Source organism: Glycomyces sp. NPDC050141, from assembly GCF_055586545.1.
On record NZ_JBVJHZ010000015.1, the window covers coordinates 53,673 to 67,667 of the forward strand.

15 protein-coding genes and 1 pseudogene are annotated in these 13,995 nt (G+C 71.8%); 4 read left to right on the top strand and 12 right to left on the bottom strand.

Features of this window, described 5'->3' with window-relative positions; all coding sequences use genetic code 11:
- Positions 1-11: 11 nt before the first annotated feature.
- Both ACZ60M_RS11480 and ACZ60M_RS11485 read right to left on the bottom strand, forming a co-directional pair.
- Positions 12-1,589, bottom strand: a complete 1,578-nt coding sequence (locus ACZ60M_RS11480; RefSeq protein WP_465417143.1) for an FMN-binding glutamate synthase family protein — start codon at positions 1,587-1,589, stop codon at positions 12-14.
- Positions 1,590-1,739: 150 nt separating this feature from the next.
- Positions 1,740-2,171, bottom strand: coding sequence for a winged helix-turn-helix transcriptional regulator (locus ACZ60M_RS11485; RefSeq protein WP_465417144.1), 432 nt, complete (start codon positions 2,169-2,171; stop codon positions 1,740-1,742).
- A gap of 118 nt (positions 2,172-2,289) precedes the next feature.
- Here ACZ60M_RS11485 and ACZ60M_RS11490 point away from each other — a divergent pair, with 118 nt between their 5' ends.
- Positions 2,290-3,207: a zinc-binding dehydrogenase gene (locus tag ACZ60M_RS11490; RefSeq protein ID WP_465417145.1), complete on the top strand. Its 918-nt coding sequence runs from the start codon at positions 2,290-2,292 to the stop codon at positions 3,205-3,207.
- Between the two features lie 114 nt (positions 3,208-3,321).
- On the opposite strand, the gene ACZ60M_RS11495 is transcribed toward ACZ60M_RS11490, so the two are convergent.
- A complete protein-coding gene (locus ACZ60M_RS11495) occupies positions 3,322-3,621 on the bottom strand; it encodes a hypothetical protein (protein ID WP_465417147.1) in 300 nt (99 codons plus the stop codon).
- Complete coding sequence (locus ACZ60M_RS11500; protein ID WP_465417148.1) at positions 3,605-3,925, bottom strand: hypothetical protein; 321 nt, start codon at positions 3,923-3,925, stop codon at positions 3,605-3,607. Before ACZ60M_RS11500 ends, ACZ60M_RS11495 begins: the two co-directional genes overlap by 17 nt.
- Before the next feature lie 332 nt (positions 3,926-4,257).
- Here ACZ60M_RS11500 and ACZ60M_RS11505 point away from each other — a divergent pair, with 332 nt between their 5' ends.
- Positions 4,258-5,733, top strand: coding sequence for a family 43 glycosylhydrolase (locus tag ACZ60M_RS11505; protein WP_465417149.1), 1,476 nt, complete (start codon positions 4,258-4,260; stop codon positions 5,731-5,733).
- 63 nt (positions 5,734-5,796) lie between these two features.
- On the opposite strand, the gene ACZ60M_RS11510 is transcribed toward ACZ60M_RS11505, so the two are convergent.
- Entirely contained in the window at positions 5,797-6,606 is an 810-nt protein-coding gene (locus ACZ60M_RS11510) for a class I SAM-dependent methyltransferase (protein WP_465417151.1), read from the bottom strand.
- Between the two features lie 103 nt (positions 6,607-6,709).
- Positions 6,710-7,903, bottom strand: a pseudogene (locus ACZ60M_RS11515) (MFS transporter); the annotation flags it as partial.
- Positions 7,904-8,003: 100 nt separating this feature from the next.
- Between ACZ60M_RS11515 and ACZ60M_RS11520 the strand changes: the two are divergent.
- A complete protein-coding gene (locus tag ACZ60M_RS11520; RefSeq protein ID WP_465417153.1) occupies positions 8,004-8,372 on the top strand; it encodes a winged helix-turn-helix transcriptional regulator in 369 nt (122 codons plus the stop codon).
- Here ACZ60M_RS11520 and ACZ60M_RS11525 read toward each other — a convergent pair.
- From ACZ60M_RS11525 to ACZ60M_RS11535, 3 genes are all read right to left on the bottom strand, one after another.
- On the bottom strand, positions 8,369-8,740 hold the full coding sequence (locus ACZ60M_RS11525; RefSeq protein ID WP_465417155.1) for a hypothetical protein: 372 nt from the start codon (positions 8,738-8,740) through the stop codon (positions 8,369-8,371). The genes ACZ60M_RS11520 and ACZ60M_RS11525 overlap by 4 nt on opposite strands.
- Before the next feature lie 31 nt (positions 8,741-8,771).
- Positions 8,772-9,785: a zinc-dependent alcohol dehydrogenase gene (locus ACZ60M_RS11530; protein ID WP_465417156.1), complete on the bottom strand. Its 1,014-nt coding sequence runs from the start codon at positions 9,783-9,785 to the stop codon at positions 8,772-8,774.
- 77 nt (positions 9,786-9,862) lie between these two features.
- Positions 9,863-10,378 carry a cysteine hydrolase family protein gene (locus ACZ60M_RS11535; RefSeq protein ID WP_465417158.1) on the bottom strand — a complete coding sequence of 172 codons (516 nt, stop codon included), beginning with the start codon at positions 10,376-10,378 and terminating at the stop codon, positions 9,863-9,865.
- A gap of 117 nt (positions 10,379-10,495) precedes the next feature.
- On the opposite strand from ACZ60M_RS11535, the gene ACZ60M_RS11540 reads away from it, so the two are divergent.
- Positions 10,496-11,050 (top strand): TetR/AcrR family transcriptional regulator, encoded by a 555-nt coding sequence (locus tag ACZ60M_RS11540; RefSeq protein WP_465417159.1) that lies wholly within the window; start codon positions 10,496-10,498, stop codon positions 11,048-11,050.
- 5 nt (positions 11,051-11,055) lie between these two features.
- On the opposite strand, the gene ACZ60M_RS11545 is transcribed toward ACZ60M_RS11540, so the two are convergent.
- From ACZ60M_RS11545 to ACZ60M_RS11555, 3 genes are all read right to left on the bottom strand, one after another.
- Entirely contained in the window at positions 11,056-12,180 is a 1,125-nt protein-coding gene (locus ACZ60M_RS11545; protein WP_465417160.1) for a LacI family DNA-binding transcriptional regulator, read from the bottom strand.
- 99 nt (positions 12,181-12,279) lie between these two features.
- A complete protein-coding gene (locus ACZ60M_RS11550) occupies positions 12,280-12,933 on the bottom strand; it encodes a PaaI family thioesterase (RefSeq protein WP_465417162.1) in 654 nt (217 codons plus the stop codon).
- A gap of 124 nt (positions 12,934-13,057) precedes the next feature.
- Positions 13,058-13,969, bottom strand: coding sequence for an EamA family transporter (locus tag ACZ60M_RS11555; protein WP_465417164.1), 912 nt, complete (start codon positions 13,967-13,969; stop codon positions 13,058-13,060).
- Positions 13,970-13,995 lie beyond the last annotated feature (26 nt).

The following is a 13,995-nucleotide window of genomic DNA, read 5'->3' on the forward strand; positions in this document are numbered from 1 at the left end:
GTCTCCCTCTCCTAGAAGCGGTCGGCCGAGGCGGTGTGCCAGTCGGCGGCCCACGTCGGCGGCGTCTCGGCGAGCAGCTGGCCCGGACCGAGGCCCGGATGGACCTCGTCGAACGGGGTCAGGGTGTGGTCGGCGGTGCGCCGCACCAGGTGCGCGGGGCGCAGCGCCTCCGGGCCGGGCAGTCCCATCGCGGCGATGAGCGCCGCGGCGCTGGCGACGGTCTCGCGCTGGAAGCTGCGTACCCGCTCGGCCTTGGTGCCCGTCTCGAGGGCCCGGTAGCGGCGCGGGTCCTGGGTCGCGACGCCGACCGGGCAGCGGTTGGTGTGGCAGCGCTGGGCCTGGATGCAGCCGAGCGCCATCATCATGGCGCGGGCGGCGTTCGTGTAGTCGGCGCCCTGGATGAGGCGTTTGACGATGTCGGCGCCCGAGGCCACTTTGCCTGAGGCCCCGACGCGGACGTGCTCGCGGAGATTCGTCCCGACGAGAGCATTGTGGACGAAGGTGAGGCCGTCGGTGAGCGGCATGCCCACGTTGTCCTCGAATTCGAGCGGTGCCGCCCCGGTGCCGCCTTCGGAGCCGTCGACGATGATGAAGTCGGGCATGATGCCGGTGGCGATGGCCGCCTTGCAGATCGCGAGGAACTCGCTGCGCCGCCCGACGCAGAGTTTGAACCCGACGGGTTTGCCGCCGCAGCGTTCGCGCAGCTCGGCGACGAACTCCAGCAGGCCGGTCGGGCCCGCGAACGCCGCATGGCCGGGCGGGGAGACGCACTTCTCGCCGACCGGGACGCCGCGGATGCCGGCGATCTCGGGGTTCACCTTCGCGGCGGGCATGACCCCGCCGATGCCCGGCTTCGCGCCCTGCGAGAGCTTGACCGACACGCACTTGACCTGCGGGTGCGCGGCCTTGGCCGCGAACTGCTCGATGTCGAACTTGCCTTCGGGCGTGCGGCACCCGAAGTAGCCCGAGCCGATCTCCCACACCAGGTCCCCGCCGGGCCGCAGATGGTAGTCGCTCAGGCCGCCCTCCCCGGTGTCGTGCGCGAAACCCCCGAGCCGCGCGCCCCCGTTGAGCGCGAGGATCGCGTGCGGCGAGAGCGCGCCGAAGCTCATCGCCGAGACGTTGAGCAGCGCCATGTCGTAGGGCTGCTTGCATTCGGGGCCGCCCACGGACACCCGGTGCTGCTCGGCGGGCGGCTCGAGCGGGGCCAGGGAATGGGCGAGGAACTCCTGGCCGACCTCGTAGACGTCCAGTTCCGTGCCGAAGGCCTTCTCCTGGTTGACCGCCTTCGCCCGCTCGTACACCAGTGAGCGCGCGTCCCGGTCGAACGGCCGCCCGTCGGTGTCGCTCTCGACGAAGTACTGCTGGATCTCGGGCCGGATGCCCTCGAGCCCGAAGCGGAAGTGCCCGCTGAGCGGGTAGTTCCGCAGGATCGAGTGGCGGCGCTGGACCAGGTCCCAGACGCCGACCGCGCTGAGGACCAGCATCGGCACGGCCAGCACGAGCCACCACGGCGAGACCGCCGCGGCGAGCGCGCTGCCTGCGACGGCCAGCAGCACGACGGTGAAGAACGGTGCGAAACGGAGCATGCGGCCACGGTAATCGGTCACAGTGGACGAATCTGCCGGTCAGCGGCATTCGCCTTCGACCAGACCATCGGCATCGACCGGACCCCCGAAGGCTATGCGGCCATGGACGGCCGCGAAGCCCTCAAGGTCATGATCCAGTTCTGAAGCAGGTCAGGTCGCCCGGCCGTCGTAGGTGTCGCGGTTGGCGAGGACTTCGTCCATGTGGGACTCGGCCCAGTCCTTGATGCCGCGCATCAGGTGGTGGAGGGAGAGGCCGAGGTCGGTCATCTCGTAGGTGACCGTCGCGGGGACCGTCGGGGTCACGGTGCGGGTGAGGAGGCCGTCCCGTTCGAGGGAGCGCAGGGTCTGGGTGAGCATCTTCTGGCTGACGCCGGCGAGCCGACGGGACAGCTCCGAGTACCGCATCGGCCTCGGTCCCGAGCCGTCGCCGCCTGCCCCGTCCCCGCCCAGCGCGGCCAGGACGAGCGCGACCCACTTGTCGGAGATCCGGCTCAGCAGCTGACGACTGGGGCAGGCCGCCAGGTAGGCGTTGTATTCGAACTGGGCCTGCTCGCGCTGCTGGGCCGCGGTCATGGTGGGCATGGCTCCTCCTGGTTGCCTGCGGGTGGCTTACGCACTCCAAAGTGCGTACTTCCCATTGGAGAGTTACACAGCCATAGTGAAGTAGTCAAGTCACCGCCGAACGGCAGGAGCCGAAACCATGAACACCGCCACCTTCCGCGCAGCCGTCGTCCGCGCCCCCTACGGACCGGACGCGATCGCGGTCATCGATGTCCCCCTTGCCGAACCGGGACCCGGCCAGGTGCGGGTCGAGGTGGCCGCCGCGCCGGTCAACCCCACCGACCTGGGCGTCGCCAGCGGCTTCTTCCACGGGCTGGGGCTGATCACCCAGCCCGAGCACACCGGCCTGGGCTGGGACTTCTCCGGGACCGTCAGTGCTGTCGGGGCCGGGGTCGAACTGGGGATCGGCACCCGCGTCGCCGGTGCCGTCTTCGGATTCGACCGCGATTTCGGGACGTACGCCGAGCAGCTGGTCGTGGACGCCGCCGATGTCGCGGTGGTGCCGGACGGCCTCGACCTGGTCGCGGCCTCGACGGTGCCGCTCGCCGGGCTCAGCGCGGCGCAGATCGTCGACCTGCTCGGCGCTGCGCCCGCCGAGGGCGCCCGCCTGCTGGTCGCCGGTGCGGCCGGACTCATCGGGGCCGGCGTGGTCGTGCTTGCGCGCGAACGGAACTGGCAGGTCACGGGCGTGGCCCGCGCCGGTGACGAGACCTTCGTGCGGAGTCTCGGCGCCGATTTCGCCACCGAGGCGGGTTCGGGCTGGGACGCGGTCGTCGACACTTCCTCGCTGCAGGCGTGGGGCCTGGCCCCGGTCCGCGACGGCGGCACGTTCGTCGGCGTCCGCCCGAACATGGTGCCCGCGCCCGAGCGCGGGATCGCGGTGCAGACGCTTCAGGTGCAGCCCGACACGGCGCGGCTGGGCGAGCTGCTGACCCGCGCCGCCTCGGGCGGCCTGCCGACGCGGGTCCACGAGGTCCTGCCGCTCGACCGGGCCGCCCAGGCCCACAAGGCGGCGGCCGAGGGCGGCGTCCGCGGCCGCTACGTGCTCGTGCCCTGACAGCGGACGCCCTCGGCGGGGCCTCGCGGCAGGCCCCGCCGAGGGGCGTAGGCGGTGTCGAAGTCGGCCGGGTCGAATGCGCTGTCGATGCGGGGTCGGCGCTTGAGGGCGCGGTCAGATCTGCGTCTGGTGCAGGGCGTCGTGGACCGGCTTGTAGATCTTGTCGAAGTGTCCGCTCTGGACGGCGGCGCGGTTCCGGTCGATCTGCTCGAGGTGCTGCTCGAGGAACGTCCTGGTGCGCTTGCCGTTCTGCGCCACCGATTCGAGTTCGGCCTCCTGCTCGGCGCTCAGCACGGTCCCCGAGCCGCGGGCCGTTCGGGAGGCGGCGAGCGAGTCGAAGCTGTGGTACACCCCGAGCGCCTCGGGCATCAGCGCCTCGATCGCCTGTCGGCACTCGTCAAGCGCGACAAGCATCTCGCTCGACGTACGCCGGGCCGCGGCGCGCGTCTCGACGGCCTGCCATGAGGTCGATCGAGAACATGTCGATGTGGTCGGGGAGCTTGCGCTGGAGGGCGATCGGCGCGGCCGCGCTGCGCTGGACCGACTTCTGCCCACCCTGGAGCAGCTGCCCGACCGCGCGGTTGCCCATCCGGCGCTGCAGGCGCAAGAGGTCCGCCGACGAGCCCGCCGCGTGCTCCTCACCGGGAGCGCGCGCGGTCCCGCGCGGGGCCGCCGCCGCGCGTTCGTCATCGCGCTCGACGGGCCCACGCTTCACCATGCTTCCAGGCTATGGCGGCGGGCCCGGGTTCCCCCGGAATCCGGTGCGGGCGTTCGGGCAGAGGGAAATGCCCCATGGTGCAGCGATGCCGCGCGGGCACCGGCCGGGCGAGGCGCTGCCGAAAAAATTTCCTTCAACGTTGTAAGAACCATTGTGTTAGCGGTAATCCTCGGCTACGCTTCGATTCCCGGTTCTATTGACAGACACAAATATCCCGATATCGAACTCCTTGCGAACCGGCTGAGCAGTGGCTGAACAAGCCGCTGACCGGGGGTGCACCCTGCCCGTGCGCCCCTCCCTCACACCTGTAGCCACTCCGATTGGAGCGCCATATGTCCATATCCCTCAGCCGGGGCCGCGCACTCGTCGTGTTCGTCCTCATCGCCGCCCTCGCGGCCTTCGGCCTCTCGGTCGCGACCGCCAAGCCCGCGAAGGCCGCGATCACCACCGGCACCTGGTTCACGATCACGAGCGCCCACTCCGGCAAGGCCCTCGACATCCTCAACGCCTCGACCTCGACCGGCGCGATCCTCAACCAGTACGCGCCGAACCAGTGCACCTGCCAGCAGTTCCAGTTCGTCTCGGTCGGCAGCGGCTACTACAAGATCCAGGCCCGGCACTCCAGCCAGGTCCTGGAGGTCTTCGAGTGGAACGCCGCCGACGGCGCCACCATCTCCCAGTGGACCGACCTCGGCGGCACCAACCAGCAGTGGTCGGTCACCGAGCACGCCGACGGCACCTTCAGCTTCATCAACCGCTTCTCCGGCAAGGCCCTCGACCTCTGGGAGTGGTCCACCAGCGACGGCGCCCGCATCTCCCAGTACACCTACAACGGCCTGAACGCCCAGAAGTGGCGCCTCGACGCCGTCCCCGCCTCCGGCGAGGCCACCGTCTCGAACCCGCTGCGCTCCAACGGCGCCGACCCGTGGATCGAGTACTGGGACGGGTACTACTACATGGCGACCACGACCTGGGACTCCACCGTCACCATGCGCCGCGCCACGACCCTGAACGGCCTCAAGACCGCCACCGACACGGTCGTCTGGGACGACTCGGCCACCGCGAGCCGCTGCTGCTCCCACTGGGCGCCGGAGTTCCACCGCATCGACGGCGTCTGGTACCTCATGTACACCTCCGGGAACTCGCAGACGAACTTCGACGGCCAGAAGCTCCACGTCCTCCGGTCGACCGGCTCGACCCCCATGGGCCCGTACGAGTTCATGGCCACGCCGCTGCCGAACCAGTGGAACATCGACGGCTCCTACCTCCAGGTCAACGGCAGCCTCTACCTGATGTGGTCCGAGTGGGTCGGCGCCGACCAGTCCATCCGGATCGCGCTGATGTCGAACCCGTGGACCGTGTCCGGCTCGCACGTCACCATCTCGCAGCCCACCTACAGCTGGGAGATCCAGGGCGGCAGGACGAACGAGGCCCCGGCGGTCCTCCAGCACGGCGGCCGCACCTTCGTGACCTTCTCGGCCTCCTCGTGCAACACGCCCGACTACAAGCTCGGCCTGCTCGAACTGACCGGCTCCAACGCTCTCTCCGCCTCGTCCTGGACCAAGACCTCGACGCCGGTCCTCCAGCAGGGCGGCGGCGCCTTCGGCCCCGGCCACAACGGCTTCTTCACCTCGCCCGACGGCACCGAGGAGTGGCTGGTCTACCACGCCAACACCACCTCCGCCCAGGGCTGCGGCTCGACCCGCGAGACCCGCGTCCAGCCGATCACGTGGAACGCCGACGGCACCCCGAACTTCGGCACCCCGCTCCCCAGCGGCGTCGTGATCAACGCGCCCTCGGGCGAGTGACCGACCGCTGAACCGCAAAGACGCCCCGCCTTCGTGCTGAAGGCGGGGCGTCCTCGTTCACGTTCAGGACCCGGACGGGCGTCGGCCCCACGTGGAGACGAGGGGATAGGAGCCGATCGCGAAGGACGGATCGGCCAGCAGCCGCCAGAACCGCCGCAGCTCCTGCTCGGCGATGCCGTACGCCGCCAGGTCCGCCGCCAGCTGCTCCGTGTTGACCTGGTGCAGGCGGATACCCGAACCCCCGCCGGTCCAGGTCTCGGTGAACGTGTCGGTGCCGATACCGGTCAAGCCCGCCGCACGCATGGCCCCGGCGGTCTTCTCCGCCCACAGGGGATCGGCGCCGCCGTCGGCGAGGACGGTCCTGAACGCGTCGTGGACGCGCCCGAACAGCACCGCCGCCGCCGCGTCCGGTGTACGGAGCACCGGGACGCGGACCGTGTCGAAGTCTTCGAGCAGCAGCCACCCGCCCGGGTTGAGCGCCGCGACCAGGCGGGCGAGCGCGTCGAGCCTGCCGGGCACATGGATCAGGACGAGCCGGGCGTGGATGAGGTCGAACCCGCGCTCGGGCAGCTCCTCCACGGCGATGTCGTGCCGGACGAGACGCAGGTTCGCGCGCCGGGCCGAAGCGCTCGCTGCCGGTTTGACGTCGGTGGCGAGGACCGCGCCGGCCGGGCCGACCCGGTCGGCCATCCACGAGGCGATCGAGCCGCCGCCCGCCCCGACCTCCAGGCACCGCAGGCCCGGCCCGATGCCGAGGCGTTCCAGGCAGGACCTGGTGTGCGGGTCGTAGTGCCGTTCCAGGACCTCGAAACGGCCCGGCGCCTCGGTCGCGTCGTTGTCGAGCATGTAACGGCCTGCTGGCGGCTCTGCCATGATTCCCCCGTCCGGACCTGCGGGAACGCCCGGCAGCGCGGCGCGGTCCCGATCCTGCAACCGATCGTAGGGTCCGAGCGGGCGCTGGCGGACCGGTTCGGGCGCGGCGCCGGGGCCGCTCGCGGTCGACGGCGGCTGCGGCAAGGAGGGTCGCGGCGGTGAGGCTGCCCCACAGGGCGAGCGGCCCGTGGGCGGCGAGGACGGTGATGACCGCCGGGGACGCGGCGAGGCCGAATCCCGTGGAGACCTGGAACCGGGCGAGTGCCCGGCCCTGGACATGCGCCGGGGCGAGTGCAGTCACGAGCGCGGTCGCGCTGCCCGCGTAGACGATCTCGCCGAGGGTGCAGACCACGGACACCGCCGCTACTGCCGGGGCGCCCCAGCCGGGCTCCAGGAATCCGGCCGCGAGGAAGCCCAGGTAGGACGCGGCGAGCACCACCCCGGCGAAGGCGAGCACGGACCGGCGGGGGAAGCGCGACAGCAGGACCGTGACCGGGACCTGCAGGGTCACGACCAGGACCGTGTTGGCGATGAAGACGGCCGCCGCCCACACCGGTGACGCGTGCATCTGGGTCACCAGGATCAGCGGGACCGCGATCTCGGGGACGTTGAGGCAGAACACGTAGATCACGTTGGCGGCCAGCAGCCCTCGCATCCGGGGCGCGGGCCCGCTGCTTTCGTCCGCGACCGCGGCGGCGGGATCGGCGCGCACGCGGACCGACCACGCCAGGGCCGCCGCAGCGAGGTAGGCGATGCCGGTGACCAGTGCCAGCGCCTGCAGCGCCGTGGCACCGCCCGCGAGGAACGCGGTGGCGAGCAGTGCACCGGCGCCGAGGCCGGCGTTGCGCAGGGCGCGGCCTGCCGCGAGGGCGGCGTCGCGTTCGCGGCCTCGGGCGACGGTGGCAATGAGCGCGGCGTGGGCGGCGGGCCAGGCCTGGTTGCCGATGCCGAGGAAGAGCGCCGCCGTCGCGAAGAGCCAGACGGTTCCCGGCGGGGTGGCCAGCAGCAGCGCCACGCCGAGGACCCGCACGAGCATCGAGGCCGCCACCACGGTGCTTCGTGCGCCCCGGTCGAGCCAGCGGCCGACCGCGGGCATGCACACGAGCCCGGCGACGATGCCCGCGGTCATGGCGATGCCGGTGGCCGGTGCGGAGAGCCCCAGTACCGTGACTCCATAGAGGAGCAGGAAGGGCCGCAGGAGTCCGGTGCCGATCGCGTCGACGGCCAGGGCGGCGGCGTAGCGCGGCCCTCCCGAGGCGCGGACCAGGGCGCGGACGCGAATCTTGTTGTCGGCCATGGGATCAGCCGCGCCGGGTCGCGACGACGTGCAGGTGTTGGTTCACGACCGAGACGGTATACATTTGCAACCGGTATACGCAACGCTACCGGGAGGATCCATGGGCAAGGCGTACAACGTCATGGCGGCCACGTGCCCGAGCCGCACCGTGCTGCACCGCATCGGGGCGCGCTGGACGGTGTTCATCGTCAACGCCCTGGAAGATAGGCCGATGCGGTTCACCGAGCTGAAGGCGCACATCCGCGGGATCACTTCGAAGGCCCTCACCGAGACCCTGCGCGCGATGGAGGCCGACGGCCTGCTCGTCCGCACCGACCTGGGCGGCAACCCGCCGCACGTCGAGTACGCCCTGACCGACCTCGGCCGCTCCCTGCTGGTGCCGCTCCGCGCGGTCCGGCAGTGGGCCCAGGAGCACGTCCCCGACATCCTCGCCGCCCGCGAGCGAGCCGCAGCCGGGGAGCCGGGCTAGGGCAGTATTCCCCGCTGCGCGATCAGCGCCATCCAAGCCTCAAGCGTCGCAACGAGCTCGCCGAGGTCGGGCGTGGTGAACGAGGCCCGCTCGTGCGCCCAGTCGGGGTCGAGCACGACGACGCGGAAGCCGTGGCCGCCGTACCAGCCCGCGTCGATGCCGACCTCCCGGCCCTGCATCGCAGTACGCGCCCAGTACAAATCCTCGGAGTCGTTGGCCTCGACCCGCCCGTCCGGCAGGCGCCGCGCCGAAAGCTCGTTGTAGACGACGTGCCAGCCTGCCGGAACCCGCAGTGGGAGCAGGCCCCAGTCTGCTGCAACGGCTGCGGCCAAAGGGGACTCGGGTGAGAGCCGGAAGATCGGGTCCATGCGCCGCAGCGTAGTGGACCGCGCCGCGCGGTCAGTCGAAGGTGACGACGACCTTGTCTGCCGCGCCCGGGGTCGTCGCCTTGGCGATGGCGGCCTCGACCTCGTCGAAGGGGAAGACGTCGCTGACGATCGGGGCGAAGCGCTGCCAGTGCTCGCTGATCTCCTCGGCCACTTGGAAGATCTCGGTCGGGTAGCCCATCGAGGTCACGATGTTGACCTCCGCGTCGAGGACGGCGCCGAAGTCGACTTCGACGGGTTTCTTGTGGACGGCGACGATGCCGAGCGTCGCGTGCTGCTTCGCGGCGGCGAGCGCGGTGTCGATCACCGCCGGGACGCCCGCGGCGTCGAGGTAGATGTCGGTGCCTGCGCGGGGCTTGCCCATGGCGGTCGTTCCGGTGCCGTGGAGTTCGGTGAGGCGGGCCGCCACGTCCTCGTCGGCGGAGTTGATCACCGCGTCGGCGCCGACGGCGAGGGCCTTCTCGAGGCGGGCGGGGAGCACGTCGACGACGACGACGCTCGCGGCGCCGCTGAGCTTGAACCCGATGGCCGCGCCGAGGCCGATCGGCCCCGCGCCGAAGATCGCGACCTTGTCGCCGGGCTTCACGCCGGTGCGGTTGACGGCGTGGCGGGCGACGGACATGGGCTCGACGAGCGCGGCGATCTCCCAGGGCACGTCGTCCGAGACGAGGGCCAGGTTGCGGCCGAGTTCGGCGTCCTCGACGGTGAGGTACTCCGAGAGCGCGCCCTGCGGGCCGCCGCTGCCGATGCGGCCGGAGCCGGGGCCGATCGGGTTGACGACCACGTGGTCACCGGGCTTGAGGCCCTGCACCTGCGCGCCGACCGCGACGACCTCGCCGACCGGTTCGTGGCCCAGGGGAGTGGCGCCCTGGAGCGGCGGGATGCCGCCGATGGTGATGTAGAAGCCGTCGGAGCCGCAGATACCGCAGGCGCGCATGCGGATGAGCGCGCCGGTCGGGCCGTGTTCGGGCACCGGCACCTCCTGCACCTCGAAACTGCCGGGCCCGGTGACGATCACTGATTTCATCGCTGTCTCCTTCGCTGGCCGACCCTTGGTCGGCGGACGGACCGCAACCGTAGCACAAATTAAGGCAGTTGATTGAATTAGCTGATTTCGGGGCCGAGACCTGCGATTTCCTTCGCCTTCACCGTGCGGGCGATGCGCCACAGGCCGAGCCAGCTCTCCGGATGGACGGTCGGGTCGAGCAGGGCGGCGTGGGCGCCCGCGTCGGGGTCGGCGCACGCGTCGGCGCAGACCGCCACCTCGTACCCGGCGTCGTACGCCCACCGGGCGGTGGAGAGCACCGTCCCCGAAGTGGCGACCCCTGCGACGACGATGCTGCCGATGCCCTTGGCCTGCAAGCGGTCGTGCAGGTCGGTCGTGGCGAAGGCCCCGAGGGTCGCCTTGCCGATCACGGGCTCGCCGCCGACCGGCGCCGTCGCCGGGTGGAGCTGCCCGAGCATCGCCTCGTGGACGACGTGGAAGACCGGCAGGCCCGCTTCGCGGGCCCCGGCCAGCGCGAGCGCGGCCTGCTCGGCGACCGCGGGGTCGTGGCTGAAGTTCTCGACGATGTAGGTGGCGAAATCGAGGGCGAGGAACGCCGTCTTCGTCGTGTCCATGGGTCTCCTTCGTGGTCCGCGCAGCAGCGCATATATTCGGAGACTGCGCCCCGGTTGTATTCCAGTGTAACCGGAGACTGCGCCCCGCTTATTGAAGGCCGACCTGAGGAGGCACGCATGCGCGCTGACGCCCGCCGCAACCGGGAGAAAGTCCTGCTCGCGGCCAAGGAGGCCTTCGCCGCCGAAGGCACGGCCGTCCCGCTGGACGAGATCGCCCGCCGCGCCGGGGTCGGCCCGGGCACGCTCTACCGCCACTTCCCGACCAAGAGCGCGCTCTTCGAGGCCGTCGTCCAGGACCGGCTCGGCTCGCTGATCGAGCGGGCCCGGGAGCTGCGCGACGCCGACGACGCCGCCGAAGCCCTGTTCGCGGTCCTGGACGCCGTCGTCGCCGACGCGACAGAGAAGGCCGACCTCGTCGACGCCCTCACGGACTCCGGTGTCGACCTCCGCGCCGTCACCTCCGGCGGCGCGCACGAACTGCGCGGCGAGATCGGCGCGCTCCTGGCCCGGGCCCAAAGCGACGGCGGGGTGCGCGGCGACATCGGCCTCGCCGACCTCATGGCCGTCCTGTCCGGGGTGCTCCTGTCGCTGCGGCACAGCGGCAACGCCGCCGCTGATCCGCGCAAGGTCCTCGCCGTCATGTTCGACGGCCTGAAGTCCTTGCCGCAGTAAGGAACTTAGGCGCAGCCGCAGCTGGCCCGCGGGTAGAAGCGCGTCCCGAGGCGGAAGATCCTGGGCGCCGCTGACGGGGCCAGGGTCTCCTCGCAGAGCAGGCGGGCCGCGAGGCGGCCCATGGCCTCCATCGGCTGGCGCACCGTGGTCAGCGAGGGACTGGCGAGCCGGCCCGCGAGGACGCCGTCGAAGCCGGTGACGATCACGTCCTCGGGAACGCGCAGGTCAGCGTCCTGCAGGAGGTCCATAACGGCCAATGCGAGCTGGTCGCTCGCGCACACCAGCGCCCGGGGCAGGCGCCGCTCACCGATGCGTTCCCGCAGGGTCTCCAAAGCGCGGCCCCGGCCGAGCGGCGACTGGTCGAGCGGCGCTTCGGGGGCCGGTAGTCCCTGCGCCAGCAGGGCTTCGCGCATCGCGGTGAACCGCTCCCCGTAGTCGGCCTCGGTGAGCCCCCCGACGAACTCGAGGTCGGTCGCGTCGTGGGCACTGACCAGGTGCTCGACGAGCGCGGTCATGCCGCCCCGGTTGTCGACCAGGATGCGGTGGTGCGGGTCGTCCACGCCGGGCGGCAGGCTGAACAGCACCACCGGCAGGGCCTTGGACACCTGCGTGAGCGCGGCGACGGCCGCCGCCGAGGGGTCGGAGGCGAACACCGCGAGCCCGTCGACGCGCCCGGCGGTCTCGGTGACGTCGGCGATCGCGTCCGAGCTGCGGGACAGGAGGACCGGCCTGCCGAGGCGGCGGCATTCGAGCTCGAACCCGCGCTGGATCTCGTCCACATACAGCGGGAACGCGCGGGGGTCGGCGGCGGCCTCGTCGTCGAGCCGGTCCCACGGGATCGCCGACTCATTGAGGTCCAGGGTCGAGACCGGCACCGCGCCGGCGTCCGCCTCCAGGGCGCGGTCGATGAGGAGGTCGAAGGCGTGCAGGCCGAGCGTGCCGGTCTGGCCCGCCGCCAGGCCCCGGGCGGAGCCGCTGGGGACGTAGCCGAGCTCCCGGGCGGCGGCGTACACGGCGTCGCGGGTGCGTTCGCGGACCTGGTCGGGGCGGCGGAACGCGAACGACACGGTCGCGATCGAGACGCCCGCCCGTTCGGCGACGTCGTACACGGTGACCCGCCGTGATGCCACTGGTCCACCTCCGAAGTCCGCGCGCTGCACCGCCTGCCGCGCAGGCGTTCGCACGGGCCGCGGCGGCCGGTCGATCCTACGTCCGGGCCCGGCCCGGCGTCACGGAGCGTCCGCAGCGAAGCCCTTCGCGCCGGGGAACAGCGCTTTCGCCTGTTCGAGGTCCGGCGCGATGAACACGCCGGTGCCGGAGACGAGCACGGCCTCCGGGTCGGCTTCGGCGCTGAGCCGCGCTTCCACGGTGAGTTTCCTGTCCACTGTGGCCGTGATGCGCGAGCGCAGCAGCAGCGGGGCCTCGATGGGGACGGGCCCGCGGTAGCGGACTTCAAGGGAGATCGTCATGGCGGGCATTTGCGCCGCGTAGCAGGCCCAGCCCATCGCCTCGTCGAGGAGCATGGCGGTGACGCCGCCGTGCGCGAACCCGGGCGGGCCTTCGTGGACGACGCCGAGGGTGCAGCGCCCGGTCACGCCCTCGGCGTCCGGCACGATCTGGAGCGGCGGCGCGAAAGGGTTGCCGGGCCCGGACGCGGGGCTGTAGACGCGCAGGCCGCCGGGGAAGACGTCGACGTCGGGGAGGTGCGAGCGTTCGCGCCGCGCCCCGGTGAACCGGTCTTCGAGCCGCTTGACCTCGCCCACGAGCTCCTGCAGTGTCTCGGCCGACATGTCGGTGCGGACGGCGGTCTCGATGAGGGACCGCAGTTCGCCGCCGAGGTCGCCGATCAGGTCCCGTCGCCGCTGCAGGTCGTCGTCAGCCATCGGTCAGTCCGCCTTTCGCCGTTGCCGGTGCGGCGGATGATCGACCCGCCCTCGCACCGTGTGTCGGGACCCAGCCTAGGGCCTGTCCTGCGAATCAGACCGGTCGGCGAGCCCGGTCGCGTCGTCAGACCCGGGCGGGCTCCGGTTCCGGTTCGGGCGCACGCGCGGCGCGGCCGAACGCCGCGCTGCCGAGGAGCACCCCGCCCACGACCAGGACGCCGCCGAGCATCGCGGCGGGTGACACCTTCTCGCCCAGCAGCAGCCACGCCGAGGTCATCCCCACGATCGGCACCAGCATCGAGAACGGCGCCACGACCCCCGCGCGGTGGCGGGCCATGAGCCACGTCCACATGCCCGAACCGAGGATCGTGCCGATCACGACCGTGTACAGCAGCCCGACGACGGCCCCGACCGCGCCCGGCTCGTCCCAGCTCGTCAGCGACTCCCCGATGCGCGCCGGGCCCTCCACTGCGAGCGCGAGCGCCAGCATCGGCACCGGCGGCACCACGGTCATCCACAGCGTGAGGTGGAACGGGTTGGCGGCCTTGGCCTGCCGGTTGCAGATGTTGCCGATCGCCCAGCCGAGCGCGCCCGCGAGCGTCAAGAGGAACGGGATGGTGCTGGCCTGCTCGGCCCGCTGCCAGCCGACGAGCGCGAAGCCGCCGACGGCGATGAGGATGCCGATGACCTGGCGGCCGGTCACGCGTTCGCGCAGGAACGTCGCGCCCAGGAGCATCGTGAACGGCCCGGAGGCCTGGAGGACGAGCGAGGCGAGCCCCGCGGGCATCCCGGTCGCCATGCCCCAGTACAGGAACGCGAACTGGACGGTGCCGAAGCCGAGGCCGTACCCGACGAGCCAGCGCAGCGGCACGTCCGGGCGCGGCACCAGCAGGATCGTCGGAACGGCGATGAGCGCGAAGCGCAAGGCCACCAGGAACATCGGCGGGAAGTGCGCGAGGGAGGCGTCGATGGCGATGAAGTTCAGGCCCCACACGAGGGCGACGGCGAGGGCGAGGAGGATGTGGCGGATGGGCATGGGCCCATCATGCGCGACGCGACTGT

Coding starts and splice junctions, on each gene's coding strand:
- ACZ60M_RS11480 (WP_465417143.1), bottom strand. CDS start 1,589: ATGCTCCGTTTCGCACCGTTCTTCACCGTCGTGCTGCTGGCCGTCGCA.
- ACZ60M_RS11485 (WP_465417144.1), bottom strand. CDS start 2,171: ATGCCCACCATGACCGCGGCCCAGCAGCGCGAGCAGGCCCAGTTCGAA.
- ACZ60M_RS11490 (WP_465417145.1), top strand. CDS start 2,290: ATGAACACCGCCACCTTCCGCGCAGCCGTCGTCCGCGCCCCCTACGGA.
- ACZ60M_RS11495 (WP_465417147.1), bottom strand. CDS start 3,621: ATGCTTGTCGCGCTTGACGAGTGCCGACAGGCGATCGAGGCGCTGATG.
- ACZ60M_RS11500 (WP_465417148.1), bottom strand. CDS start 3,925: ATGGTGAAGCGTGGGCCCGTCGAGCGCGATGACGAACGCGCGGCGGCG.
- ACZ60M_RS11505 (WP_465417149.1), top strand. CDS start 4,258: ATGTCCATATCCCTCAGCCGGGGCCGCGCACTCGTCGTGTTCGTCCTC.
- ACZ60M_RS11510 (WP_465417151.1), bottom strand. CDS start 6,606: ATGGCAGAGCCGCCAGCAGGCCGTTACATGCTCGACAACGACGCGACC.
- ACZ60M_RS11520 (WP_465417153.1), top strand. CDS start 8,004: ATGGGCAAGGCGTACAACGTCATGGCGGCCACGTGCCCGAGCCGCACC.
- ACZ60M_RS11525 (WP_465417155.1), bottom strand. CDS start 8,740: ATGGACCCGATCTTCCGGCTCTCACCCGAGTCCCCTTTGGCCGCAGCC.
- ACZ60M_RS11530 (WP_465417156.1), bottom strand. CDS start 9,785: ATGAAATCAGTGATCGTCACCGGGCCCGGCAGTTTCGAGGTGCAGGAG.
- ACZ60M_RS11535 (WP_465417158.1), bottom strand. CDS start 10,378: ATGGACACGACGAAGACGGCGTTCCTCGCCCTCGATTTCGCCACCTAC.
- ACZ60M_RS11540 (WP_465417159.1), top strand. CDS start 10,496: ATGCGCGCTGACGCCCGCCGCAACCGGGAGAAAGTCCTGCTCGCGGCC.
- ACZ60M_RS11550 (WP_465417162.1), bottom strand. CDS start 12,933: ATGGCTGACGACGACCTGCAGCGGCGACGGGACCTGATCGGCGACCTC.
- ACZ60M_RS11555 (WP_465417164.1), bottom strand. CDS start 13,969: ATGCCCATCCGCCACATCCTCCTCGCCCTCGCCGTCGCCCTCGTGTGG.